A 23,351-nucleotide genomic window follows, 5' to 3' on the forward strand; every position below is an offset into this window, starting at 1 on the left:
GGCGCTCGTTTCCCCATGGCTTGCAAGATCGGATTGCTCAATTCGGTACCCAGCCCGTTGCTGTGCGAGATGTTCGGCCATCTTGGCTACGACTTCGCGGTGCTCGACCTGGAACACGTGCTGCGCTCGCCGGCCGAGCTGGAACACGCGATCCGCGCCTGCGAGCTCGGCGGCTGCGACGCCTGGGTGCGCGTGCCCGAGGTCGACGCCAAGCTGATCGGCCGGGTGCTCGACGCCGGCGCGCGCGGCGTGGTGCTGGCCGGGCTGGACAGCGCCGAGCAGGCCGAACGCGCGGTCGCCGCCGCGCATTTCCCGCCGCGCGGCCGGCGCGGCATCAGCGGCGGGCGGGTCACCGGCTTCGGCAGCGTCGCGCTGGCCGACTACATCGAACGTACCCGGCAGAGCTTGCGGGTGGTGCCGATGATCGAAAGCGCTGCCGGCGTGCGCGCACTGCCGCAGATCCTGCAGGTGCCGGGGGTGTCGCTGGTGATGGAAGGCGCGCTCGACCTGGCGCTGGACCTGGGCGTCGGCCCGCAGCCGACCCATCCGCAGGTGTGGGCGCAGCTGCTGGCGATCGACGCGGCCTGCCGCGACGCCGGCATCGCGTTCTGCCCCAATCCGCGCGACGCGGCGCAACGCCGGCACTGGCTGGCGCAGGCCGACCTGCAGTGGCTGTTCGCCGGCGAGGACCGCGCCTTGATGCAGTCCGCGCTGCGCCAGCACGCCGCCGAACTGCGCACGCCCTGATCTTTCGTTCTCCGGAGTCTTCGCCTTGACCGTTTCGCTCTCCCCCTCGTTGCTGGCCGCCGCCGTTGGCCTGGCCCTGCTCGCCCCGTCCGCGGCCATCGCCCAGGAGGCGCAGGATCCGCAGGACGCGGCGGCGCGGATCCGCCAGCTGGATACCGTGCAGGTGCAGGGCAGCCTGCTCGGCCGCTCCACCGTTGAGGATGTGCAGCACTACGCCGGCAGCCGCCAGGTGATCGACAGCGCGCAACTGCGCAACGGCGCCAACCGCTCGCTGGACGATGCGCTGCAGCGCGTGCCGGGGATCAAGGTGTTCGACGAAACCGGCACCGGCGCGCTGCCGCAGATCATGCTGCGCGGGCTGTACGAAAGCCGCAGCGGCCGCGTGCAGGTGCTCGAGGACGGCATTCCGCTGGCCCTGGCGCCCTACGGGCAGACCAGCCTGTCGCTGTTCCCGGTCGGCCTGAACCAGGTCGACCGCATCGACATCGTGCGCGGCGGTGCGGCGGTGCAGTACGGCCCCAACAACGTCGGCGGGGTGATCAACCTGATCAGTCCGGACATTCCCACGACCTGGACCACGACCCTGGGGCAGAAGGTCACCGCCGGCGGCGCCGGGCACTACCTGAGCGACACCGCGATCAGCACTGGCGGCTACGCCAGCGACAGCTTCGGCTTGCAGCTGGACGCGAACTGGACCAAGGGCGAGTACTGGCGCGAGCACAGCGACACCAACATCAAGAACCTGCGCCTGCGCGCCGAGTGGTGGCTGGCGCCGGACACGCTGCTCAAGGCCAGCGTGCAGCGCTACGTGGCCGCCATGGACATGGCCGGCGCGTTGTCGACCGCCGACTATCTGCGCGATAGGCGCCAGTCGACGCGACCGCTGGACGCATTCACCGGCCGCACCACGCGCGCGTCGCTGGTCTACCAGCAGGACTTCGGCGATCTGGGCCCGTTCCAGGACCTGCGCCTGGACTGGAGCAACTTCAGCGCGCGCAGCAGCCGCAACTTCGTCGTCGGCATGCGCTCGGCGTCCGGCGAGACCTGGCGCCCCGACCTGCCGCCGCAGTTGCGGCAGAGCGGCCCACGCGATTTCAAGGTCTATGGCAGCGAGCCGCGGTTGAACTGGAAGATGGACTCCGGCGCAGTGAGCCAGCAGTGGACCGTCGGCGCGCGCGCGATCAGCGAGGACATCGACTTCCTGGTCGGCAACACGCGGCTGAGCGACGGGCTGTATACCCTGGTGCGCGACTGGCGCTTCAAGGAGCGCGGCGGCGCCGCCTACGTCAGCGATGCGATCGGGCTGGCCGACGACCGCGTCACCATCACCCCCGGGCTGCGCTACGAACGGGTGGATTCGCGCTATTACAACCTCGCCAGCGGCGCCAGCACGCGCAACAAGACCAGCGATGTCCTGCCCGGCCTGACCGTCGGCTTCCAGGCCTCGCCGCAGTGGTACCTGTACGCCGACGGGCAACGCTCGCTGCGCGCCCCGCAGGTCACCCAGATCATCTACGGCGACAACCTCGACGCCGAGCTGGCCTGGAACTACGAGGCCGGCGCGCGTTACCAGCCCAACGACCGCACCCGCGTGCAGTTCGGCGGCTACCTGATCGATTTCGACCAGCAGATCCAGCTCGACAACACCACCCGCACCTACCGCAACCTCGGCAAGACCCGTCATCAAGGCGGCGAAGTGGAACTGCAGTGGAGTCCGGCGCAGCTGCGCGCGCTGACCCTCGACGCCGGTTACGCCTATTTGGGGTTCAGCCGACATACGTGTAAAAATGGCTCACAAGATCGGATTTCATCCATTGCATCAGTGAGTTAGCGGATATTTTGGCGCAACAAAACTATACTACCAATGCCAGTTCAGTCTCATACGGTTCCGGGACCGCCTCCACATCAATCAGGTAATCCCCGAAGCGCTTCACATGGCTGGTCACGTACGGGCTGAGGAAAGCCACGTCCTCTCGCGTGATCTTCCACCCCTGCCGCATCAGAGACTTCATGATCCGGGTCTGTTCGACCACGTTGTAGAAGATGACGGCATTGGAGACCAGGTCGTTGTACTTGACGGCTTTCTCCTGCTCGACGGGGTCGTTGTCGGCAATCACCCCTTCCCCGCCGAAGAAGAAATACTTTGCGAAGCCGTTGTAGGCCTCCACCTTGTTGGTCGAGGTGGTGATCTGTTCGCGCAACTCGCGGTTGGAGATGTACTGCAGCAGGAACAAGGTGCGCACGGCTGAACCGAGCGCCTTGAAGGCCTGGTACAGCCGGTTCTTGCGGCTGTAGTTGCCCAGCTTGCGAAGCAACGTCGAGGCCGCGATCTTGCCGGTGTTGATCGAGAGCACGACCTGCATCAGGTCCTTCCAGTGGGTCTCGATCAGATCCCAGTCGACAGTGTCCCGGAACAGCGCGTCGATGTGTTCGTAGCGAATGTCCTCGTCGGGGCGGAAGAACTTGTATTCGCGCCAGTTGCGGATGCGCGGCATCAGCTGGATGCCCAGCAGATGCGAAAGGCCGAAGACCGGCAGCGACTGTCCCTGCGTGTCGGCGTGGACGGTGTCCGGCTGGATGTCGGAGGTGTTCTTCAGCAGGCCATCGATGATGTAGACCGCCTCCCAGACACCGCACGGAATGAAGTGGCTGAACAGCGCGACGTACGTATCGGACACGTGGTGGTAGGCGATGCCGCCGTAGCCGCCATAGCGGATGTGGTACGAGGCGAGAAGATTCTGGTCGTAGAGGTCGTATTTGGTGCCGTCGGCGGCCGCGCTCTTGCCATCGCCCCAGCATTTGGGGAGCTGCAGGCCGGCGTAGCTGTTGATGATGTCCCGACAGGCCGCCGCCAGTTTGTTGGCATCCACGTGCCGGCGGTTGACGAATGACAGCATGTGTGCCGAGACGGCGCCACGCAGGTGTCGGGCAGCCTGCGCCGGTCCGAGGTTGCAACCATAGGTGAAGGCAGTGAGGACGTAGCGCTCGGTCGGTTGCTCGATCTTGGCGTCCGAGCCGGACAGAGGACCGAAGTGCCGGGGCCAGCGCGTCCAGTGGGCCACATCGCACAGGATCTCGATGACGCTGCGTTCGCGCATGCGGTCTAGGACGGCGGTTTCTAGGGCGCGGGCCCCGTTGCTCATCTCCTTGGCCTTGCTGCGCTTGAGCACCGGGATGCCATCCTCGCCGATGACCACTTGGCCGTTCTCCAGATAGCCCTGATCGGTAAGCTCGACGACCTGCATCAGGCGCGATTGCAAGGCATTGACGAAGCCCACGGCCGTGGCCGGCAGCCCCACCTGCTTGCAGTAATCCTCCAACATAGGTTCGCACTGCTCCCACGGCAGCAACTGCTCGCGGTAGTCGGCGTAGGTTTCCGATCCGCGCACAGCCACGTCGCCCGATTTCAGTTCGTTGGCCAGCGATGAGAACACACAAACCTCGAACAGACGCCGGTGGATGCGCTCCCCGCCTCGTTCGGTGCGATGAACGATGGTCTTGCGCCAAAGCTGGGTGGTGAACGCCAAATCGACCGCTTCGTCCAACCAATTGCTGCGGGTTCGTTCCTGCGTCAGGATCAGCTCGATCGCGTCGATCAGCGAGCGGTCCTCCGTGGTCGAGGCCAAGTCCAGCATACGCACCATCCGCAGGATGGTGGCGCGATGACTTTTGTAGAATGGCCACAGCAGGGGCAAGTAGTTGTCGCCACTATGCGCCGCAATGGCGTTGCAGTCGGCCTGCAACATCTGCACGCCACCGTGGGCGTTGACCAGACGGCGGATTTCACGCCCCGCCTCGGTGTCGCCGCGATGATGGTCGAGGACGCGGACCACATCCGACATCGTCGCCACGATCGCTTCGGTCTTCTCGCGATAGCGCGCCCTCAGCCGCTCCAGTTCCTCTCGGCCCAGGTTGTGGATGTTCCCCATGCGTTTGATGAACATCTCCGCGAGATCGTCGCGCGTCCGGACCCGGGCCCGGTGGATCAAGCACACCAGTACGGCGTAGCGCTTGGCGGGCCGAAACTTGCGCAGCTCGGAAGCATCCAATGCCCGCGCCTCGGCGGCGAAGTGCTTGCGCTTGACCTCCGGGATGCCCGCCAGGTGCAACTCGCTGCCGACCAATTCGCCCAGTTCGGCGATATGGTCGATCAACTCCTGGAAATGCTGCAGCGAAGAGCGCTTGGGAAGGCGCTTGATCGCGTGCAACGGGCTCTTCTGACGCCCCTGTTCGACCTGCAGGAGGCCTTCCAGGCGCTGTTTTTCGTCGATGGTCAGCCGAGCCTCGATCTGGGCGAAATAGCGCCCGTTGACCAGCGTGCGGATGCGCCGGGTCAGGCGATCCAGTGTGGAGAACGCCGGCAGCTCGACGCGATCACGCACGAGCTGTTCGATGGCCACGTTGATCAGGTCCGCCGGGTTATCCATCACCGCAGCGGCTTCGTATACCGCGCGTGCCGCAATCTTCAGCCCGCCGTCGCTGTAGGCCCAGACCTGCAGGAATTGGCGGATCCGGCGGTAGTAGCGATAGCGCGAGGCGTTGGCAATACTCGCTGGCTTGACCTGCACGCGCAGTTTCAGCGCGCTGCGGATATGGCGCACCACCGCCGACGGGACTTCGTCCAATACGGGGAAATACCCCAGCCGTTGGAAGGTCTTGAGCAGGATCGTCAGCGTCAGGCGGTGCGCAGGCTGCCGGGTGTACTCGGCAACGAAGGCCGCCTCAGCGTCGGTTGGCGTGTAGGCCGCAACCAGTTCGCGGACGACCGGGTTGCGCTTGAATTGCGGGTATGCGGTCCGTTCGATCGACGCCATCCAGCCCCTCAGGTCGTTGCAGGCCTTGGCAGCGCGGGCGCTTCCGGCAGACTTGCTTCGATGCGCTGGCGCGCGAAGGGATCACCACCGTCGATGTAACGCATCGCCGAGTGCACGTCTCGCCAGCCGACGTACTCCATCAGAGCCTTGACGTCCCAGCCGTTGGCGTTGGCCCAGCCGGCGAAGCCGCGGCGCAGCGAGTGGCCGCTGTAGTGGTTGGGAGAGGTCAGCCCAGCCTCGCGGAAGATCCGCCGTAGCAGGCGCACCAGGCTGTTGGGGTGGAGCGGCGCGGCGGCAATCCCACCCCACTGGTTGACCGCGCGAAACAGTGGCCCCTCGTGGAGGGCGGCTGCCGCGACCCAGGCCATGGTGGCGGCAACCGGGCACCAGCGCGACAAGGCTGGCACTCTGTAGATCCGACCGGCGTGCTGGCGGTCGCCCTTGCTGTGCGGCAGGAAGCAGGTCATGCCTTCGCCGGCCACCAGCTCCAAATCCTGAACCTGGAGGCGAACCAGTTCGTCGCCGCGGAAGCCGCGCCAAAAGCCCAGCAGTACCAAGGCGCGATCGCGCAGGTGCCGGAGCCGACCGGCCGCATCGTCACGCGTGCCGGCCGCAGCTGCGGCGCCATCGAGCCAATCCACGACCTGACCCAACTGCGTGAGCTGCAGTGGCGTGGCGCGCTTTTCCTGACTTGGATGCACCGTTTGGATGCCCTTGAGCACCTTGCGTACGACGGGCGCCCGCGTGGGGTCGGCGAAACCGTGCGCCTGGTGCCACTGGGCCAGTGCCGCGAGCCGGTGCCTGAGTGTGTTGAGCGCGAGTTGTCCGGCGTAGGTGGCCAAGTAGCGCGCCACCTGCTCCGCGGTCGCCGGCAGATGACCACCCCAATCGACCTCGAAGTGACGGGTCGCCCCTGCATACGCGCGCTCGGTGTTGGCACGGGTTGCCGCTTCCAGATACTGCTTGACCGAGCTCACCGCGTCGCTCCGAAACGCCGTTTCGTACGGCCGCATGGCGACTGTAGCCGAAAATTCCGGGTAACGCGGGATAATTCAACATTATCCCGCGTGAACCCACGGCTCGCAGCTGGTTCGTCTAACGCGTTGAGTAGTACGTAATTACATGGTATGTAATTCGTTACGAAATACGCGGAGTGACGGATGGCAAGGTCCGGGTTGTACAAAAGCGACGTGCAACGTGCCCGCGATAGCCTGCGCGCAACGGGCAAGCATCCGTCCGTGGACGCGGTCCGGGTGGCGCTCGGCAACACGGGCTCCAAGACCACCATCCACCGCTATCTGAGGGAGTTGGAAGACGAGGACGGACGGCGCCCCGGCGCCAAGGTCGCCATTAGCGACGCGCTGCAGGATCTGGTCAGCCGCCTCGCCGAGCGCTTGCACGCCGAGGCTGAGACGTTGGTGGCGCAGGCCCAGGCGCGCTTCCAGGCGCAGCTTCAAGAGCGTACCCAAACGCTGGAGCAGGCCCGGCAAGAGGCTGACTCACTCAGGACGCAGCTGCAACGCTGCGAGACCGCCCTGCAGGCCGAACGCGAGGCGGGCGAGGCCGCCAGGAACGAGGTGGCCAGCCGCACCACCGAGCTGGCCCAACTGGAGGAGCGGATCTCCGGCCTGACCGTTCGCGTGGCCGAGCACGACGCCCATGCGAAATCGTTGGAACACAAGCACGAACACGCCAGGGAAGCTCTGGAGCACTACCGCGCCTCGGTCAAGGACCAGCGCGAGCAGGAACAGCGCCGGCATGAGCACCAGGTGCAGGAGCTGCAGGTCGCCCTACGGCAGGCCAACGAGGCCTTGACCGCCAAGAACCACGATCTGATGCAGCTCAACCGGGAAAACGGCCAGTGGCTGGAACGCCAGACCCGCCTGGAGCGGGAACTGACGCAGGCACGCCAGCGGGCCGACGCCCAGCAACGCGAGCGCGATTCGCTGCGCCTGGCGGCCGCCGAGCACCAAGCCCTGCAGGTGCGCTGGACCGGCGATGTCCAAGCGCTGGAAAGCGTGCGCACCGAGCTGGCTGCAGCGCTGACCGATCTGGTCGAGGAGCGCCAGCGCCGGGAACACGCCGAGGTGGAGACCTTGCGGGCCACGGTACGTCTGAGCACGCTGGAACAGCTCCTGGCGCAGCTGCGACCACCGCGCCTCGTTGACGAACACGAAAAGACCATCGCAGCCGGTGCAATGCCGGCAGGCTGATACCCAGCCATTTGGGGAATGCTCGGTCATCCTCAGCGCCAACGCCTTCGTCGTCGCAGCCACGACTTCGGTGAGGCGAAGCGAAGAGGAGCGCTCCCCGGCAAACTTGCTTCTAAAGTCACAGCAGGAGATCGACATGGGTCTATGCGCTTCAAAACCGAGCGTGGCAGGGTCACCTGCGCATTATACAACCCACATTACAGAGGGGGATCTAGGATCGCCCTCATCTCCCCGAATGTCACGCCCCCTTCCTCTCATCAACCACCAGCTTCAATGCAGGAGCATTCGATGGTTTAAGCGGGCGTCCGTCAAGATTGTCTCAGCATCGACTGGCGAGGCGAGGCGGAGATTATACGCTAAGGAAGGTCTGATCAACGCCCGCCGGCCGGCCATCATGCTCGAAACCCCGTTTTTTTGCGCTGTTTCTGACACGTTCCCGGAGACATCCCCGGCATGAATATCACTCCTACAAGCCATCCATGTATATTTGTATCTCATGATGAGCAAGATGCACATTTTCCAGGGGAAGTGGAGAGTTCTCTGAATAGGCTAAGAAGCGGACCAAGTGGCAATAATCTGCTCGATGAGTTAAGGAATTTTGAGTCAAGGAATAAGAGAGTAACTATAGAGAGAGACAATAGCGATGATCCTGGGGCACGCCCATGCCTCACAGAAAAGCAGCAGAAAAAGTATGGTCGAGACAGGGTAAATGATCCGAGCGTCACCAACACCCTCATTACAAAGTCACGCAATTTCCTTGGGATAAAGAAAAATGGAAAGGGCACAAGCGTAACCGTCAAATGGTCGCCAAACTTGGGTTTCAAAACGGATGAAGAAGGCATGGCGCAGCCTGATCATTCCAATCCCGAAAGTGCCTTTGTAATTCTTGGTCACGAGCTGATTCACGCAAAGCATATGATGCAGGGAACCCATAAAGGCCTGAGCGGGCATAAATATGCTGCAGGAACTCCTGCAGCCAAGGAAGAATGGCGAGCTATTGGTCTGGGCAAATATGAGGGGCGGGAAACGTCAGAATACTCAATATGCGATGAGCATGGCATTACGCGCCGCAGTGCCTATCCTGGATTCAATGACCCCTGAGTTTCGCGAATTTATCCTTAAGAGGGTCGGCAGGGATTGGTGTATAAAAACCTTTGCTGACAGCGAGTTAGCTCACTTTTGGCTGTTTTTTACACGAATCCCTGCTCCACCCTCATTTTTGGCTATTTCTTGCACGAATCACTCCTGGTCCTCAGGCTGATCGCGGCGTGGGGTAAGTAGTCATTGGTCGTAGGCGTGAGTTCCGTTGCTCCTGGGGACGTGGGCTACGTCCAGGCCAGAATGACTCACAGAATCCGCAGGGTGGGTAATAGACGGGTTGCAGCGTGCCGAACCTCGAAAGGGACAAGGTAGTGGATGAGCCGATGGAAGCGCCGTTTTATCTGGCAACTTCATGTTTTCACAAAATAAATCGGGTTCTGCGAGTCATTTTTACACGTATGTCGGCTGAACCCCTATTTGGACGCACGCCAGGAATCGGGCGCCTACGACGGCAAGCTGGTGCCCTACACCTCGCGCAACCAGCTCAGCCTCGGCGCGTCCTACCAGCCCGGTCACACCACCGTCGCAGTGTCCGGCTATTACTTCAGCCGTGCCTTCAGCGATGCCGCCAATACCGTGCAGGAAAACGCGATCGGCTCGGTCGGCGAACTGCCCGCGTACTGGGTCTGGAACGCGCAGCTGAGCCAGGTGCTCAGCGAGCGCGACAGCGGCAAGCTCAGCGCCTCGCTGGCGGTGAACAATCTGTTCGATCGCAACTACTGGTACCGCGGCATCGACACCAGCCCATGGGGCCGGCAGCCGGCCCCGGGCCGCAGCGTCACGGTCGGCCTGGGATACCGCTTCTGATCGCCGTTGCCGTCGGACGACGACGCTAGCCTTTGCAGCACCGCGCGCCACCCGGCGCGCCGCCGCCCGCGGGAGACGCGGGCCTTTACGGCGAACGCGGCCGCGTTCGCCACGTACCCAGCGCGCGCTCGATGCGTGTGCCAGGCAGTCCCTGGATCCGCCGCAGCCGCGGCTCGCTCCCCCGTGTCCGCCCGATCGCGGCCGCGCGCGGCGTCGCGCGCGTCCGTCCCCGTCTTCCGAACGAGAACCGATCATGACCCCGCATGACGCTCCCCTGTTGATCCTGAGCCACGTCTGCCATCCCGCGGTTACCGATGGCTTCGTCCCCGCCGCGCAGCGCCTGGGCGTGCCGGTGCTGGTGCTGACCGACCACGGCCACGCGCACCTGGCGCACTTCCGCCGGCATCCGCCGGCGGTGCCGGTCCACGTGCTGGAGTGCGACGTGTTCAATCCGCTCGGCGTGCTCGACCTGCTCAGCACCGTGCAAGTGCAGCCGCGCGCGGTGTTCAGCAACAGCGACCATCTGCAGACCAGCGCCGCGCTGGTCGCCGCCGCGCTGGGAGTGCCGGGCAAGGACTGGCAGGTCTGCTATGCGGCCAAGAACAAGGCCGCGATGCGCCAGCGGCTGCGCGCGCGCGGCCTGCCGGCGCCGTGGTTCCGCAGCCTGGCGCCGGGCGTGCCGGTGCCGGCGCAGGCGCCCTGGCCGTTGATCGCCAAGCCGCGCGAGGGGGTGGCCAGCCTGGACGTGCGCCACTGTGCCGATCGCGCCGCGCTGCAAGCCTATCTGGACGATTTCTGGCTGCGCCACCCGCAGCGCAGCGTGTTGCTGGAAGGCATGCTGCAGGGGCCGCTGTTCACGGTGGAGACGCTCGGCGACGGGCAGCGCCTGCAGGCGCTGGGCGGTTTCGACGTGCGCTTGTCGCCGCCGCCGCACTTCGTCGAATGCGAAGCCAGCTGGCGCGGCGATCCCGACACGCCGGCGCTGCGCCAGGCGCTGGCGCAGTTGCAGGCGTTCGGCATCGGCTTCGGCGCCTGCCACAGCGAATTCATCCTTACCGCCGACGGGCCGGTGCTGGTGGAGATCAACTACCGCAGCATCGGCGACGGCCGCGAGTTCCTGCTCGACCGCATGTTCGGCGGGCGCTGGTTCGACAGCGTGCTCGGCCTGCATCTGGGGCAGCCGCTGCCGACGCTGCGCGCGCAGCGCGAACATGCGCTGGTGCGCTACTACGTCGCCGAGGCCGAAGGCACTCTGGCCGTGGCCAGCGACGATCAGGCGTGCAACGGCACGCACTGGGAGGCGCGCTATCGGCGCCTGCGGCAACCCGGCGACAGCATCCGCCTCAGCCACTCCAACAAGGACTACCTGGGCGCACTGGACGTGCTCGCCGACACCGCGCCCGACCTGCCGCGCGCGCTGGCCGCCGCCGAGGCGCCGCTGCACTGGCGGATCGAAGGCGGCGCGGGAGCGCAGCCATGAACCTGGACGACCGCCGCTACATCGACCTGCGCATCATCGATGCCTGCCTGCGCGAGGACCTGCACGGCATCGTCAGCCGCGGCGGCGCCGCCACGCCGCCGCCGGCGCTGCTCGCGGCCTGGCCGGCGCCGCTGCCCGGCGCGATCTGGTGGCGCATCGCGCACCTGCCCGACGGCGAACTGTGGCTGCCGCTGCAACGCCGCGGCTACCTGCAGGACCTCAGCGCCTGCAGCGATGGCTGGCTGCTGCGCGACGGCGACCGCATCGCGTTCGAATCCGGCGCCGGCGCCTGGCTGGCACGGATGAGCGCCGGACTGGACGCGGACACGCAGCGCCTGCACCGCGCCTATGCCGACGAAGCGGACTGCGCGGTGCGCCAGCGGGCGCTGGCGCGGCAGGCCTACGCGCAACAGCGCCCGCTGCTGGCCGCCGCGCTGGACACAGCCGATGCGCACGAACGCGCCTACCGCTGCGAACAGCTGGCCAGCCATCGCGACCATCCGTTCTATCCGACCGCGCGTGCCAAGGCCGGGCTGGACGACGCGCAGCTGCCGCACTATGCGCCCGAGTTCGCGCCGCGCTTCGCGCTGCGCTGGCTGGCGCTGCCGGCGACGCAGGCCGCGCAGACCACGCCGCCGCCGGCGTTCTGGCCGCGCCCGAGCATGCTCGGGCTGGCGCCGGCACTGGACGCCAGCCATATCGCCTGGCCGCTGCACCCGCTGACCTTCGCGCGCCTGGGCGAAGACGGCTTCGCGCTGCCCGACGGCGCGATCGCCGCGCCGCAGCCGTGGCTGCAGGTGCGCCCGTCGCTGTCGGTACGCACGCTGATCCCGTTGGATCATCCAGATCACCACCTCAAGCTGCCGCTGCCGATGCGCACCCTGGGCGCGCTCAACCTGCGCCTGATCAAGCCGTCCACGCTGTACGACGGGCACTGGTTCGAACGCGTGCTGCGCGACATCGCCAACCACGATCCGGCCTTGAGCGAACGCTACCTGCACGTGGACGAAGCCCACGCCGGCCAGGTCGGCGAGGCGCGCCACCTGGCCTATCTGCTGCGTCGCTATCCGCCGTTGCCGGAGGCGACGCTGGTGCCGGTGGCCGGCCTGTGCGCGGCGCTGCCGGACGGCCGTGCGCTGGCGCTGCACCTGGCCGAGCGCTTCCATGGCGGCGATCTGCACGCCTGGTGGGACGCCTACCTCGCGTTGATGTGCCAGGTGCACCTGCGGCTGTGGCTGCGCTACGGCATCGCGCTGGAGGCCAACCAGCAGAACAGCGTGCTGATCTACGCCCGCGGCCGCGCGCCGCGACTGCTGCTGAAGGACAACGACGCGGCACGGGTGAAGCTGTCGCGGCTGTATGCGCAGCGTCCGCAGCTGGCGCAACTGGGGCCGCCGCGCGACGCGCGCATCGCAGTGGAAGACGAGGCCGCGCTGGCGCGGATGTTCTGCACCATCATCGTGCAGCTGGACCTGCAGGCGGTGCTGGAAGGCCTGGCCGACGCGCAGCCCGCACTGCGCGCGCCGCTGTACGCGCACCTGCGCGCGCACCTGCACGGCACCCTGCGTGCGCTGCATGCCGAAGGCGTCGACACCGCTCCGGCGCACGCCTTGCTGGCGGCGCCGCGGCTGCCGGTGAAGTACCTGCTCAGTGCCGGCAGCCTGTTCGGCAAGCAGATCACCGGCGCCGCCGACATCAACAAGTTCTACGGCGACAGCGCCCCCAATCTGCTGCGCGAGGAACCGGCCACGACGGCCGCCCCCGCGGCATCGGCACCGGCGCAAGCGACGGCGCTGGCGCACGGGGCATCGCGATGAAGCGCGTGCTCGGCCCGGTGCTGGCCGCGCACTACCTGGCCGCGTTCACCGCCCTGGGCATGCCGCTGTTCCTGCCGCGCGTGCTGGAACAGCTGGCGCCGGGCGCGGCGATCGGCTGGAGCGGGGTGCTGTACGTGCTGCCGACCCTGTGCACCGCGCTCACCGCCAGCGCCTGGGGCCGGCTGGCCGACCGCTACGGGCGCAAGCGCTCGTTGCTGCGCGCGCAGCTCGGCCTGGCGCTGGGCTTCGCGATGGCCGGCTTCGCCCCCGACCTGGGCTGGCTGGTGGCCGGGCTGGTCGTGCAGGGCGCCTGCGGCGGCTCGCTGGCCGCGACCAACGCCTACCTGACCACGCAGGCGCGCACCGGGCCGCTGGCGCGCGCACTGGACTGGACCCAGTTCTCGGCGCGGCTGGCGATGGTCACCGCACCGGCGCTGCTCGGCCTGGCCAGCACGCTGGGTCCGGCGCAATCGCTGTACCGCTACCTGGCGCTGCTGCCGCTGCTCGCCTTCGCGCTGAGCTGGCGGCTGCCCGCCGACCCGCCGTGGCCAGGCCCGGCCAGGGCCGCGACCGATGCCGACGCGCACACCGACGCCAGCCGGCGCCGGCAGCGCTGCGCGCTGTGGAGCACGCAGTTCCTGTTCTGTTTCGCGATGGTGGTGACCTTCCCGTATTTCCTGCCGTACGCGCAGGCGCAGGGCATCGGCAGCGCCGCCGCCGCGGGCCTGCTGTACAGCCTGCCGCATCTGGTCTACCTGGTGCTGCTGCCGTGCTGGCGCGGCCGCGAGCACGGCGCCTCGCCGCTGCCGGCGGGGCTGGCGCTGTTCGCGCTGGCGTGCCTGCTGCAGGCCACCTTGCACGCGCCGGGCTGGCTGATCGGGGCGCGCGTGCTGTTCGGCGTGGGCATGTGGATGGCGCTGCGCGGACTCAACCGCAGCCTCGCCGGCGTGGCCGGCACGCACGCCGCCGGGCAGCTGTTCGGCCGCTTCGATGCGGTCGGCAAGTACGCCGGCGTGGCCGGCGGCGCACTCGCCGGCGCCCTGGTGCAAGGCCACGGCCTGGCCGTGCCGTTCCTCGCCGCGACCGTCGCGGCCCTGCTGGCGCTGGCGCCGGCCCTCTCGCTCACTTCCGTACGGAGAACCGCGCATGTCACCGCTCGCGATGCATGACCCGCTGCACGACCCGTGGTACGCCAGCCTGGCGCAAGCGCAGGCGATCACCTGCTGGCTCAACTGTTACCTGCGCGAAGTGGCGATCGGCCGCGGCCAGGCCGAGTTCGACTACCGCGGCCTCGACCGTCCCGGCATCGCCACGGCCGGCGAGCGCTGGCTGCGCCTGCAACTGCCTTCGGGCGCACTGCTGTGCATCCGCCTGGCCCAGACCGACACGCTGGGTCGCTGCCGCTTCGACTCGGCGCCGTACCTGAAGGCGAACGGACAACCGTGGCACTGCCTGGACGCGGCCGCGCTGGTGCGCCTGCTGTTGCAGGAACTGGCCGACGGCGAGGCGTTCAATGCCGAATTGCTGGCGCAGAGCGACAACAGCATCGCGGTGACCGCACAGCTGCTGCGCTGCGCCGAGGCCGCCGCGCCCAGCGGCGAGGCGATGATCGATGCCGAGCAATCGATGCTGTGGGGGCACGCGCTGCACCCGACGCCGAAGAGCCGCGAAGGCGTGCCGCTGGCGCAGGTGCTGGCCTGCGCGCCGGAAGCGCGCAGCCAGTTTCCGCTGTTCTGGTTCCGCATCGACCCGCGCCTGTACCGCGCGCAGGGCCTGGACGTGCGCGCCACGCTGGCGCAGGCCGGCGCCGGGCCGGACCTGTATCCCTGCCATCCGTGGGAAGCCGAGCGCGTGCTGGCGCATCCGCTGCTGCGCCAGGCGCAGGCGTGCGGCTGGATCGAACCGCTGGGCGAACGCGGCCTGGCGCTGCGCCCGACCTCCTCGATACGCACGCTCTACCACGCCGAGCTGGATTACTTCCTCAAGCTGTCGGTGCACGTGCGCCTGACCAACTGCGTGCGCAAGAACGCCTGGTACGAGCTGGAAAGCGCGGTCGCGCTGACCCGCCTGCTGGCGCCGACCTGGCGCGAACTGGCGCAGCGCGTGCCGGGCTTCGAGGTGTTGCTGGAGCCGGCCGCCACCGATCTGGACTTCTCCGCGCTGGGCGGCGATGCGCAGGCCTGCCGCGAGCTCGGCGAAAGCTTCGGCATGCTCTACCGGCAGGCGATCCCGGCGCCGCAACGGCTGCGTTTCCAACCGCAGGTGGCCGGTGCGCTGTTCACCCGCGATGCGCGCGGCGAGGCCGCCTGCGCAGCGCCGCTGCGGGCGCTGGCAGGCCGCTACGGCAGCCTGGATGCGGCCACCGCGGCCTGGTTCCATGCCTACACGCGGCTGTTGCTGGACGGCGTGTGGAGCGCCTGGTTCGACTACGGCATCGTGCTCGAGCCGCACCTGCAGAACACCGTGATCGGCTGCGTGGACGGGCTGCCGGCGCGGGTCTGGATCCGCGACCTGGAAGGCACCAAGCTGCTGCCGGCGCGCTGGCCCGCCGCGCGCCTGCACGGGATGTCGCAGACCGCGCGGCAGTCGCTGTACTACAGCGCCGAGCAGGGCTGGAACCGGATCGCCTACTGCGCCCTGGTCAACAACCTGGCCGAGGCGATCTTCCATCTGGCCGACGGCCACGACCGCCTTGAACGGCAGTTGTGGGGAATCGTCGGCACTATCGCCCAGGCATGGCAGCAGCGCCACGGCACGCAACCGGCGCTGCAGGCGCTGCTCGATGGCGCGCCGCTGCCGGCCAAGAACAACCTGCGCCTGCGCCTGCTGCAGCGCGCCGACCGCCATGCCGACTACACCTTGCTGCCCAACCCGATCGCGATGCCGGCGCCGCGGCAGGCCGCGGCATGAGCCTGCACGTGGATCCGGCGCCGTTGGCGGCGGCGCTGACGCAATTGCGCGAACGCGACGACGCACCGGTGTGCGCCTACGTCTACGACCTGGCAGCGCTGCGCCGCCATGCCGTGGCGATGCGCGCGCAGCTGCCCGCGGACTGCGAGTTGTACTACGCGGCCAAGGCCAATGCCGAGCCGCCGCTGTTGCGCACGCTGGCGCCGTGGGTGGACGGCTTCGAAGCGGCGTCCGGCGGCGAGCTGCAGTGGCTGCGCGAACACCAACCGGGACGGCCGCTGCTGTTCGGCGGCCCCGGCAAGCTCGACGCCGAACTGCAGCTGGCAGTCTCATTGCCCGCGTGCACGCTGCATGTGGAGAGCCTGGGCGAACTGCAACGGCTGGCCTGTATCGCCGCGCACGGCGGGCGCCGCGTGCCGCTGTTCCTGCGCATGAACATCGCCGTACCCGGCATGCAGGACACGCGCCTGATGATGGGCGGGCGGCCATCGCCGTTCGGCCTGGACACGCTCGACCTGGACGCGGCCCTGCAGCGGCTGCGCGAGGCCCCGGCGCTGCAGCTGGCCGGTTTCCACTTCCACCTGATGTCGCACCAGTGCGACGCGCAGGCGCAGTTGCGTCTGCTCGCCCACTACTTGCAGACCGTGCAGGGCTGGCGCCAGGCCCATGCGCTGGGTCCGCTGACGGTGAACGCCGGCGGCGGCTTCGGCGTGAACTACGCCGATCCGACCGCATCGTTCGACTGGGCCAGGTTCTGCGCCGGCCTGCCGGCGCTGCTGCACGCGCACGGCGAAGGCCTGCGCCTGCGCCTGGAGCCGGGCCGCTACGTCAGCGCGAGCTGCGGCTGGTACCTGATGGAGGTGCTCGACATCAAGCGCAGCCATGGCGAATGGTTCGCCATCGGCCGCGGCGGCACCCACCACTTCCGCACCCCGGTCGCGCAGGGCCACGACCATCCGTTCCTGGTGCTGCGCGGCACGCAGCCGCCGCTGCTGCGCGACGCGCGCGTCACCCTGGTCGGCCAGTTGTGCACGCCCAAGGACGTGCTGGCGCGGGCGCAACCGGTGGCGGCCCTGGCGCCGGGCGACTGCCTGGCGTTCCCGCTCGCCGGCGCCTATGCCTGGAACATCTCGCACCAGCGGTTCCTGATGCACCCGCCGCCGCAGATGCTGTTCGTGGAGGACACGCCCTGAGCACTGCGCACCGGCACGCGGACGGCGGCGCAGTTCGGTCGCGGCCGGCGTTTCCGGAGACTCCCGGTCCGGGAGCCGAGGGTCTCGCCAGCCGGCACACACCTGGGCGTGGAACGGCGATCGGGGCGAGCCGGGCAAGGCCGCGTGCCTGCGAGCGTTGCCGCAGACGCGCGGGCGTGCGTCCGGCGCCGCGCCGACCGCTCCCGCGCGGTCCCGATCTTGCGCTGCTATGCCCCGAAAGGACGCACCGCGCTCAAGGCGTCGGCGCCGGACGCCGGCTCGGCAGCAGCGCCGCCACGATGCCCAGCAGCGGTAGGTAGGACATCGCCTGGTACACGAACACGATGCCCGCGCGATCGGCGAGCAGGCCGAGCACGGCCGCGCCCAGCCCGCCCATGCCGAAGGCGAAGCCGAAGAACAGCCCGGAGATGGTGCCGATGCGGCCGGGCATCATTTCCTGCGCGTACACCAGGATCGCCGAGAACGCCGAGGACAGCACGAAGCCGATCAGCACGGTCAGCGCGGTGGCCGCATGCAGGCCGACGTACGGCAGCGCCAGCGCGAACGGCGCCACGCCCAGGATCGACACCCAGATCACCGGCTTGCGCCCGATCCGGTCGCCGACCGGGCCGCCGATCAGCGTGCCCAGCGCCGAGGCCAGCAGGAACGCAAACAGGTGCAGCTGCGCGCTCTGCACCGACACCCCGAAGCGCTGGATCAGATAGAACGTGTAGTAGCTGCTCAGCCCGGCGATGTAGAAATACTTGGAGAAGATCAGCAGCAGCAGGACCGCCACGATCCGCACCACGGTCTTGCGCGGCAGCGACGGCGCCATGGCGGCGAGCCGCGGCGCGACGCGGGCCGCCTGCAGGTGCAGCGCGTACCAGCGGCCGACATAGGACAGCAAGGCGATGCCGAGCAGCGCCGCGGCGCCGAACCAGGCCACGGCGTGGCGGCCGTTGGGCACGATCACCGCCGCGGCGATCAGCGGTCCCAGCGCGGTGCCGGTATTGCCGCCGACCTGGAACACCGATTGCGCCAGCCCATGCCGCCCGCCCGAGGCCAGCCGCGCGATCCGCGAGGATTCGGGATGGAAGATTGCCGAGCCGATCCCGACCAGCGCCGCGGCCAGCAGCACCATCGCAAAGCTCGGCGCATACGCCAGCAGCAACAGGCCGCACAGGGTCGAGGTCATGCCCAGCGGCAGCGAGTACGGCGCCGGCCGCCGGTCGGTGCGCAGCCCGATCAGCGGCTGGAACAACGACGCGGTGAGCTGGTAGGTCAGCGTGATCAGCCCGACCTGGGCGAAGCTGAGCTGGAACTGGCCCTTCAGCACCGGGTACAGCGCCAGGATCAGCGACTGCATCATGTCGTTGATCAGATGCGAGGAAGTGATCGCGGCGAGGATGCCGGTCACCACCGGACGGGCGGCGGCGGGAACGGCGGCGGCGTGACGCATGCTGGACATGAGGGACCGGGCAATGGGGCGACGGCGCGCATGGTAGGCTGAGCCGCTTCGGTCTTCCTGCGCAACATGCCCACCACTCGTCGAGAAAAGGACAGTGTCAGCGCCACGGCGCGGCACGCGTGGAGCGTGGACGACGCGCCGGCCGACGTGGTGTGCAAGGCCACCGACGATCCCAGCGAGACCGCCATCGCCCCGCACCGGCACGCGCGCCACCAGTTGGTCTACGCGCTGTACGGGCTGATGGTGGTGCGCTCCGGCCAGGGCCATTGGGTGGTGCCGAGCACGCGCGCGCTGTGGATGCCGGCCGGCACCGTGCACAGCGTGCGCTGCGTCGGCACGCTGGGCATGCGCAGCCTGTACATCCGCCCCGGCGTGATCGCCGGCATGCCGGCGCAGCCGTCGGTGATGGCGGTGGAACCGCTGCTGGAAGCGCTGATCCGCAGCGCCGCCAGCGTGCCCTGGGACTACCCCGCCGACTCGCGCGACGGGCGCCTGATGCGGCTGATCCTGGACGAGCTGCACGCGCTGCCGGCGCTGCCGCTGCACTTGCCGCAGGCGCACGATCCGCGCCTGTTGCGCATCGCCGCCGCGCTCGATGCCGACCCGGCCGACGCCACCACCCTGCATGCCTGGGCGGCGCGGCTGGGCGTGGACGTCAAGACCATCCAGCGCCTGTGCCGGCGCGAGCTGCAGATGAGCTTCGGCCAATGGCGGCAGCAGCTGCGCCTGCTGCGCGGGCTGGAACGGCTGGCCGCCGGCGACCGCATCATCGACGTGGCGATCGAACTCGGCTACGACAGCCCCAGCGCGTTCACCGCGATGTTCAAGCGCCAGTTCGGCCAGCCGCCGAGCCAGTTCTTCCGGTAACCGTGCCGGTCGCGAGGCGCCTGCGGCGCATAGGCGCTGCCGCCGTGCACGGCCGGCCCGCGCGGCCAGGCGCGCGGCCCCCGAGACCCTCCAGGCCCGTTGCGCGGGCCGGGACGGCTGGCCGCCGACGGCCGCGTCATCGACGTAGCGGTCGAGTCGGCCACGACGGCCCCGGCGCGTTAGGGCGCTTTCGATCCAGGTGATGCCATTTGTGGGAGCGACTCCGCTGACTGCAAATACCCGAGTCGGAAATGTTCTAGCCGCGATGTTGAAGCGCCGCTTCGACCAGCCGCCGAGACAGCCCTTCCGTCAGCGTGCCGGTCCGCTGACTGTGTCACGGTCCGGTCAGGTGCGCAGGCGCAGGATGCGCGCACCCCCCGACTGGAGTACCGCCATGACCCGTTCCCGCTCTCTCGCCGTGTGCCTGCTGCTGAGCCTGGGCGCCGCTCCGCTGTTGGCCGATGCCGCAACCAAGCCGCAGACCGCGCAGCAGTCGCTGATGGCCCAGTGCTCGGCCCAGAACAAGGGCAAGAAAGGCGACGACTACAAGGCCGCGCAGAAGGCGTGCCTCAGCGGCAGCACTGCGGCGACGGCACCGGCCAATGCATCGCAGCAGCGGATGAAGGACTGCAATGCGCAGGCCGCGACGCAGAAGCTGCAGGGCGATGCACGCAAGACCTTCATGAGCGGTTGCCTGAAGAAGCAGTGATCGGTCGGCGGCACCGAACCGAAGCGACGCCGCCCCGCCAGGATCTGTCATCGGCTCCCGAGCAGACCGCTCGGGACGCGGGGACTGCCCGGCGCCGGGGCCTCGGCCGCCGCATCGGCCGGTACCGCGTGTTCGCTCGCCGCCACAGCATGCTCGACCGGGACATGCTCGACAGGAATCGGCACATAGTCCTCGCTGAAGGCGACCTCGCCCGGCGTCCATCCGGCACGGCGCCGCACCGCGCCCCAGAACCGCTTCAATCCCTCCAGTTGCAACGCCACCAGCCCAAGCTCGTTGTCGCGGTCCACCATCGGATCGCCGACCCCGGTAGGACGCAACGGCTCGCCGTACAACGCGGTGCCGAACAGCACATCCCAGCACGCGAACACCTGGCCGAAATTGCAGTTGTGCAGGCTCGGCCGCTGCGGGTCCACGCGCATGTGGTGCAGGCGATGGAAACGCGGATCGACCAGGATCTTCTCCAGCACCGGCCCGAACCCGAAGCGCACGTTGGCGTGCGACAGGTTCTGCACCAGTTCGCCGAGCAGCATCAACCAGGCGAACTCGTCGGCGGCGATGCCGAACGCCACCCCCGCCGCGGCCAGCACGAACGATTGCAGCGCGCCGTCCAAGTAGTTGCTGCGGTCGTTGGCCCAGCAGCTGAGCTGGCGCTGGCTGTGGTGCATGCTGTGCATCGCCCACCACCACGGCAGCCAGTGCTGCACCCGGTGCATCCAGTAGTAGGTGAAGTCGTAGGCCAGGTAGTACAGCACGAACAAGGCCAGCGGATGCCGGTCCAGCCACGGCCACGCATGGCGCAGGCCGAACGCCGGCGCCGCCGCGGCGCTGGCATCGGCGCCGCCCAGCGCATTGGCCACCGGCGTCAGGATCAGGAACGAAAACAGCGGGAACACCCCGACCAGCATCAGCCAAGTGTAGTGGAAGTCGATCCTGGCAAGGCGCTGGTGCTCCCAGCGCTCGGCCGGCCACAGGCTTTCCAGCGGGCGGAACAGCACGCCGATGATGCACAGCTGCAGGGCCGCGATCAGCAACGCCGCGGCGATCTCGCGTGGATCGTCGCTGAGCCCGGTCAGGTGCAGCGCCGCCAGCAGCGGCGCCACCGCATGGTCGGCCATCGCGGCGACCACGACCGACCAGGCATGCGGGATGGACAACATGGCGAGAGCTCCTGACCTGAGGACATGGCAATGCCGGCACGGTGGCCGCGCACACGGGCGTGCCCGGCCAGCCCGCAGCAGGTCGCGCCGACAGCGGCCCGGCGGGCCATGCCTGGCAGGCCGTCCGCGGCGCGGCCTGACCGCCCAGCCTGGCGCGACGCCATGCACCCCCGCCGACGGCACGCCAGACCCAATGCGGCCTGCTCGGGATGGATGACACGTGCTAGCGTGGCGCCGCATCCTTTCGCCTAGCTGTCCGCTGCCGCCGCGCGCACCATGGCATGCGTCGCGGCAGCGGCGCCCAGGGCCACCGCTGCGGCGCGCGCTCCTGTCCGGGTCAGGCTTGCGCCAGCGCCTGCCGCAGGTCGTCGAGCAGGTCGTCGATGTGCTCGATGCCGACCGACAGCCGCACCGTGTCCTCGCCGACCCCGCTGCGCTCCAGTTCCTGCGCCGACAGCTGCCGATGCGTGGTCGAGGCCGGATGCGTGGCCAGCGACTTGGCGTCGCCGATGTTCACCAGCCGGGTGAACAGCTGCAGCGCGTCGAGAAAGCGCGCGCCGGCGGCGCGGCCGCCGCGCAGGCCGAAGGTGAGCACGCCCGAGCCGTGCCCGCGCAGGTACTTCTGCGCCAGCGCATGCTCCGGATGCCCGGGCAGCCCGGCGTATGCCCGGGCAGCCCGGCGTAGTTGACCCATTCCACCTTGGCTTCGGTCTGCAGATGCCGGGCCACCGCCAGCGTGTTCTGGTTGATCCGGTCCATGCGCAGTGGCAGGGTCTCGATGCCCTGCAGGAGTTGGAACGCGTTGAACGGCGACAGCGCCGCGCCGGTGTTGCGCAGTGGCACCACCCGCGCGCGGCCGATGTAGGCGGCCTCGCCCAGGGCCTCGGTGTAGACCACGCCGTGGTAGCTGACGTCCGGTTCGTTGAGGCGGCGGAAGCGCTGCGCATGCGCGGCCCACGGGAACTTGCCCGAATCCACGATCGCCCCGCCCAGGCTGGTGCCGTGCCCGCCCAGGTACTTGGTCAGCGAGTGCACCACGATGTCCGCGCCGAACTCGATCGGCCGCAGCAAATACGGCGTGGGCACGGTGTTGTCGACGATCAGCGGCACGCCGTGCGCATGCGCCACCGTGGCGACCGCTTCCAGGTCGGTGACGTTGCCGCGCCGATTGCCGATCGACTCGACGAAGATCGCCTTGGTGCGGTCGTCGATCAGCCCGGCGAACGCGCCGGGCTCGCGGTAGTCGGCGAAGCGGGTCTCGATGCCCGACAGCGGCAAGGTATGCGCGAACAGGTTGTAGGTGCCGCCGTACAGCGCGCTGGAGGAAACGATGTTGTCGCCGGCCTCGGCGATGGTCTGGATCGCATAGGCCACCGCCGCCTGCCCGGAGGCCACCGCCAGCGCGCCGATCCCCCTTCCAGCGCGGCGATGCGCTGCTCCAGCACGTCGGTGGTGGGATTCATGATGCGGCTGTAGATGTTGCCCTGCACCTTCAGGTCGAACAGGTCAGCGCCGTGCTGGGTGTCGTCGAAGGCATAGGCCACGGTCTGGTAGATCGGCACCGCCACCGCGCGCGTGGTCGGGTCTGGGCGGTAACCGCCGTGCTCGGCGATGGTTTCCAGCTTCCAGTTCGGGTCGGACATGGGCGGGTCTCGGCAAGAGGAGCCGAGACGATAGCGCCCTGCGCGGCGGGGAATGCAAACCTGCGATTATGAGGTCATGCCGCCGGGTTGTCAGCGCATTCCGGCCAGCACGCTTGCGCGGCTGGGCCGGTCGCACCGATGCGGCGGTGCGCAGGCGCCTCCAGGACGCTCTCCCCGATGAAACACGCCGCATGCTCGCTCCCGTCGCTGGTCCTCGCCCTGCCGGCGTTCGCGTGGGCCGCACCGCCGCTGCCGTCCTACGCCATGGAGCAAGGGAGCCGACCAGGCAGCTGCGATGCGCAGCATCGGCGACATGCTGCGGGCACCACGCATGCCGACAGCGCTTCCGCGCAGTTCATGATCGAAATAGCCGCCACGCACCGCCACTTGGCGGAAAGCCGGCG

General features: G+C 68.5%; 13 protein-coding genes and 4 pseudogenes. 12 read left to right on the forward strand and 5 right to left on the reverse strand.

Going from position 1 to position 23,351, the window contains the following annotated elements:
- The first annotated feature begins 15 nt into the window (after window positions 1-15).
- Together G4Q83_RS06975 and G4Q83_RS06980 are read left to right on the forward strand one after the other, a co-directional pair.
- Complete coding sequence (locus G4Q83_RS06975) at window positions 16-747, forward strand: HpcH/HpaI aldolase family protein (protein ID WP_128421736.1); 732 nt, start codon at window positions 16-18, stop codon at window positions 745-747.
- A gap of 97 nt (window positions 748-844) precedes the next feature.
- A pseudogene (locus tag G4Q83_RS06980) lies at window positions 845-2,527 on the forward strand (TonB-dependent receptor family protein); the annotation flags it as partial.
- Window positions 2,528-2,600: 73 nt separating this feature from the next.
- On the opposite strand, the gene G4Q83_RS06985 reads toward G4Q83_RS06980, so the two are convergent.
- Both G4Q83_RS06985 and G4Q83_RS06990 read right to left on the reverse strand, forming a co-directional pair.
- Window positions 2,601-5,561: a Tn3 family transposase gene (locus G4Q83_RS06985; protein ID WP_128421782.1), complete on the reverse strand. Its 2,961-nt coding sequence runs from the start codon at window positions 5,559-5,561 to the stop codon at window positions 2,601-2,603.
- 20 nt (window positions 5,562-5,581) lie between these two features.
- Window positions 5,582-6,538: pseudogene (locus tag G4Q83_RS06990) on the reverse strand (site-specific integrase); the annotation flags it as partial.
- A 183-nt stretch (window positions 6,539-6,721) separates the two neighbouring features.
- Here G4Q83_RS06990 and G4Q83_RS06995 point away from each other — a divergent pair.
- From G4Q83_RS06995 to G4Q83_RS07030, 8 genes and pseudogenes are all read left to right on the forward strand, one after another.
- Entirely contained in the window at window positions 6,722-7,774 is a 1,053-nt protein-coding gene (locus tag G4Q83_RS06995) for a DNA-binding protein (protein WP_128421783.1), read from the forward strand.
- 453 nt (window positions 7,775-8,227) lie between these two features.
- A complete protein-coding gene (gene xopG / locus G4Q83_RS07000) occupies window positions 8,228-8,875 on the forward strand; it encodes a XopG/HopH/AvrPtoH family type III secretion system effector (protein WP_128421785.1) in 648 nt (215 codons plus the stop codon).
- Window positions 8,876-9,289: 414 nt separating this feature from the next.
- Window positions 9,290-9,682: pseudogene (locus tag G4Q83_RS07005) on the forward strand (TonB-dependent receptor domain-containing protein); the annotation flags it as partial.
- Between the two features lie 253 nt (window positions 9,683-9,935).
- Entirely contained in the window at window positions 9,936-11,162 is a 1,227-nt protein-coding gene (locus tag G4Q83_RS07010; RefSeq protein WP_128420763.1) for an ATP-grasp domain-containing protein, read from the forward strand.
- Window positions 11,159-12,979 (forward strand): IucA/IucC family protein, encoded by a 1,821-nt coding sequence (locus tag G4Q83_RS07015; protein WP_128420762.1) that lies wholly within the window; start codon window positions 11,159-11,161, stop codon window positions 12,977-12,979. The genes G4Q83_RS07010 and G4Q83_RS07015 overlap by 4 nt, the downstream gene beginning before the upstream one ends.
- Complete coding sequence (locus G4Q83_RS07020; protein WP_128420761.1) at window positions 12,976-14,148, forward strand: MFS transporter; 1,173 nt, start codon at window positions 12,976-12,978, stop codon at window positions 14,146-14,148. The genes G4Q83_RS07015 and G4Q83_RS07020 overlap by 4 nt, the downstream gene beginning before the upstream one ends.
- Window positions 14,126-15,889: an IucA/IucC family protein gene (locus G4Q83_RS07025; RefSeq protein ID WP_128420760.1), complete on the forward strand. Its 1,764-nt coding sequence runs from the start codon at window positions 14,126-14,128 to the stop codon at window positions 15,887-15,889. Before G4Q83_RS07020 ends, G4Q83_RS07025 begins: the two co-directional genes overlap by 23 nt.
- Window positions 15,886-17,082 (forward strand): type III PLP-dependent enzyme, encoded by a 1,197-nt coding sequence (locus G4Q83_RS07030; RefSeq protein WP_128420759.1) that lies wholly within the window; start codon window positions 15,886-15,888, stop codon window positions 17,080-17,082. Before G4Q83_RS07025 ends, G4Q83_RS07030 begins: the two co-directional genes overlap by 4 nt.
- A 253-nt stretch (window positions 17,083-17,335) precedes the next feature.
- On the opposite strand, the gene G4Q83_RS07035 is transcribed toward G4Q83_RS07030, so the two are convergent.
- Window positions 17,336-18,550 carry an MFS transporter gene (locus tag G4Q83_RS07035; protein WP_128420758.1) on the reverse strand — a complete coding sequence of 405 codons (1,215 nt, stop codon included), beginning with the start codon at window positions 18,548-18,550 and terminating at the stop codon, window positions 17,336-17,338.
- A gap of 66 nt (window positions 18,551-18,616) precedes the next feature.
- On the opposite strand from G4Q83_RS07035, the gene G4Q83_RS07040 reads away from it, so the two are divergent.
- Together G4Q83_RS07040 and G4Q83_RS07045 are read left to right on the forward strand one after the other, a co-directional pair.
- Window positions 18,617-19,417, forward strand: a complete 801-nt coding sequence (locus G4Q83_RS07040; protein ID WP_246432309.1) for an AraC family transcriptional regulator — start codon at window positions 18,617-18,619, stop codon at window positions 19,415-19,417.
- A 394-nt stretch (window positions 19,418-19,811) separates the two neighbouring features.
- The gene (locus tag G4Q83_RS07045) at window positions 19,812-20,126 is read left to right on the forward strand and encodes a PsiF family protein (protein ID WP_128420756.1); all 315 of its coding nucleotides are present in this window, start codon (window positions 19,812-19,814) and stop codon (window positions 20,124-20,126) included.
- A 47-nt stretch (window positions 20,127-20,173) separates the two neighbouring features.
- Here the strand turns inward: G4Q83_RS07045 and G4Q83_RS07050 are convergent, their stop codons facing one another.
- Window positions 20,174-21,304 carry a sterol desaturase family protein gene (locus G4Q83_RS07050; RefSeq protein WP_128420755.1) on the reverse strand — a complete coding sequence of 377 codons (1,131 nt, stop codon included), beginning with the start codon at window positions 21,302-21,304 and terminating at the stop codon, window positions 20,174-20,176.
- A 337-nt stretch (window positions 21,305-21,641) separates the two neighbouring features.
- Window positions 21,642-22,947, reverse strand: a pseudogene (locus G4Q83_RS07055) (O-acetylhomoserine aminocarboxypropyltransferase/cysteine synthase family protein).
- Window positions 22,948-23,351: the final 404 nt, after the last annotated feature.

Origin of the sequence: Xanthomonas theicola (assembly GCF_014236795.1) — a bacterium.
Taxonomy (GTDB): Bacteria; Pseudomonadota; Gammaproteobacteria; order Xanthomonadales; family Xanthomonadaceae; genus Xanthomonas_A; species Xanthomonas_A theicola.

Coding starts and splice junctions, on each gene's coding strand:
- G4Q83_RS06975 (WP_128421736.1), top strand. CDS start 16: ATGGCTTGCAAGATCGGATTGCTCAATTCGGTACCCAGCCCGTTGCTG.
- G4Q83_RS06985 (WP_128421782.1), bottom strand. CDS start 5,561: ATGGCGTCGATCGAACGGACCGCATACCCGCAATTCAAGCGCAACCCG.
- G4Q83_RS06995 (WP_128421783.1), top strand. CDS start 6,722: ATGGCAAGGTCCGGGTTGTACAAAAGCGACGTGCAACGTGCCCGCGAT.
- xopG (WP_128421785.1), top strand. CDS start 8,228: ATGAATATCACTCCTACAAGCCATCCATGTATATTTGTATCTCATGAT.
- G4Q83_RS07010 (WP_128420763.1), top strand. CDS start 9,936: ATGACCCCGCATGACGCTCCCCTGTTGATCCTGAGCCACGTCTGCCAT.
- G4Q83_RS07015 (WP_128420762.1), top strand. CDS start 11,159: ATGAACCTGGACGACCGCCGCTACATCGACCTGCGCATCATCGATGCC.
- G4Q83_RS07020 (WP_128420761.1), top strand. CDS start 12,976: ATGAAGCGCGTGCTCGGCCCGGTGCTGGCCGCGCACTACCTGGCCGCG.
- G4Q83_RS07025 (WP_128420760.1), top strand. CDS start 14,126: ATGTCACCGCTCGCGATGCATGACCCGCTGCACGACCCGTGGTACGCC.
- G4Q83_RS07030 (WP_128420759.1), top strand. CDS start 15,886: ATGAGCCTGCACGTGGATCCGGCGCCGTTGGCGGCGGCGCTGACGCAA.
- G4Q83_RS07035 (WP_128420758.1), bottom strand. CDS start 18,550: ATGTCCAGCATGCGTCACGCCGCCGCCGTTCCCGCCGCCGCCCGTCCG.
- G4Q83_RS07040 (WP_246432309.1), top strand. CDS start 18,617: ATGCCCACCACTCGTCGAGAAAAGGACAGTGTCAGCGCCACGGCGCGG.
- G4Q83_RS07045 (WP_128420756.1), top strand. CDS start 19,812: ATGACCCGTTCCCGCTCTCTCGCCGTGTGCCTGCTGCTGAGCCTGGGC.
- G4Q83_RS07050 (WP_128420755.1), bottom strand. CDS start 21,304: ATGTTGTCCATCCCGCATGCCTGGTCGGTCGTGGTCGCCGCGATGGCC.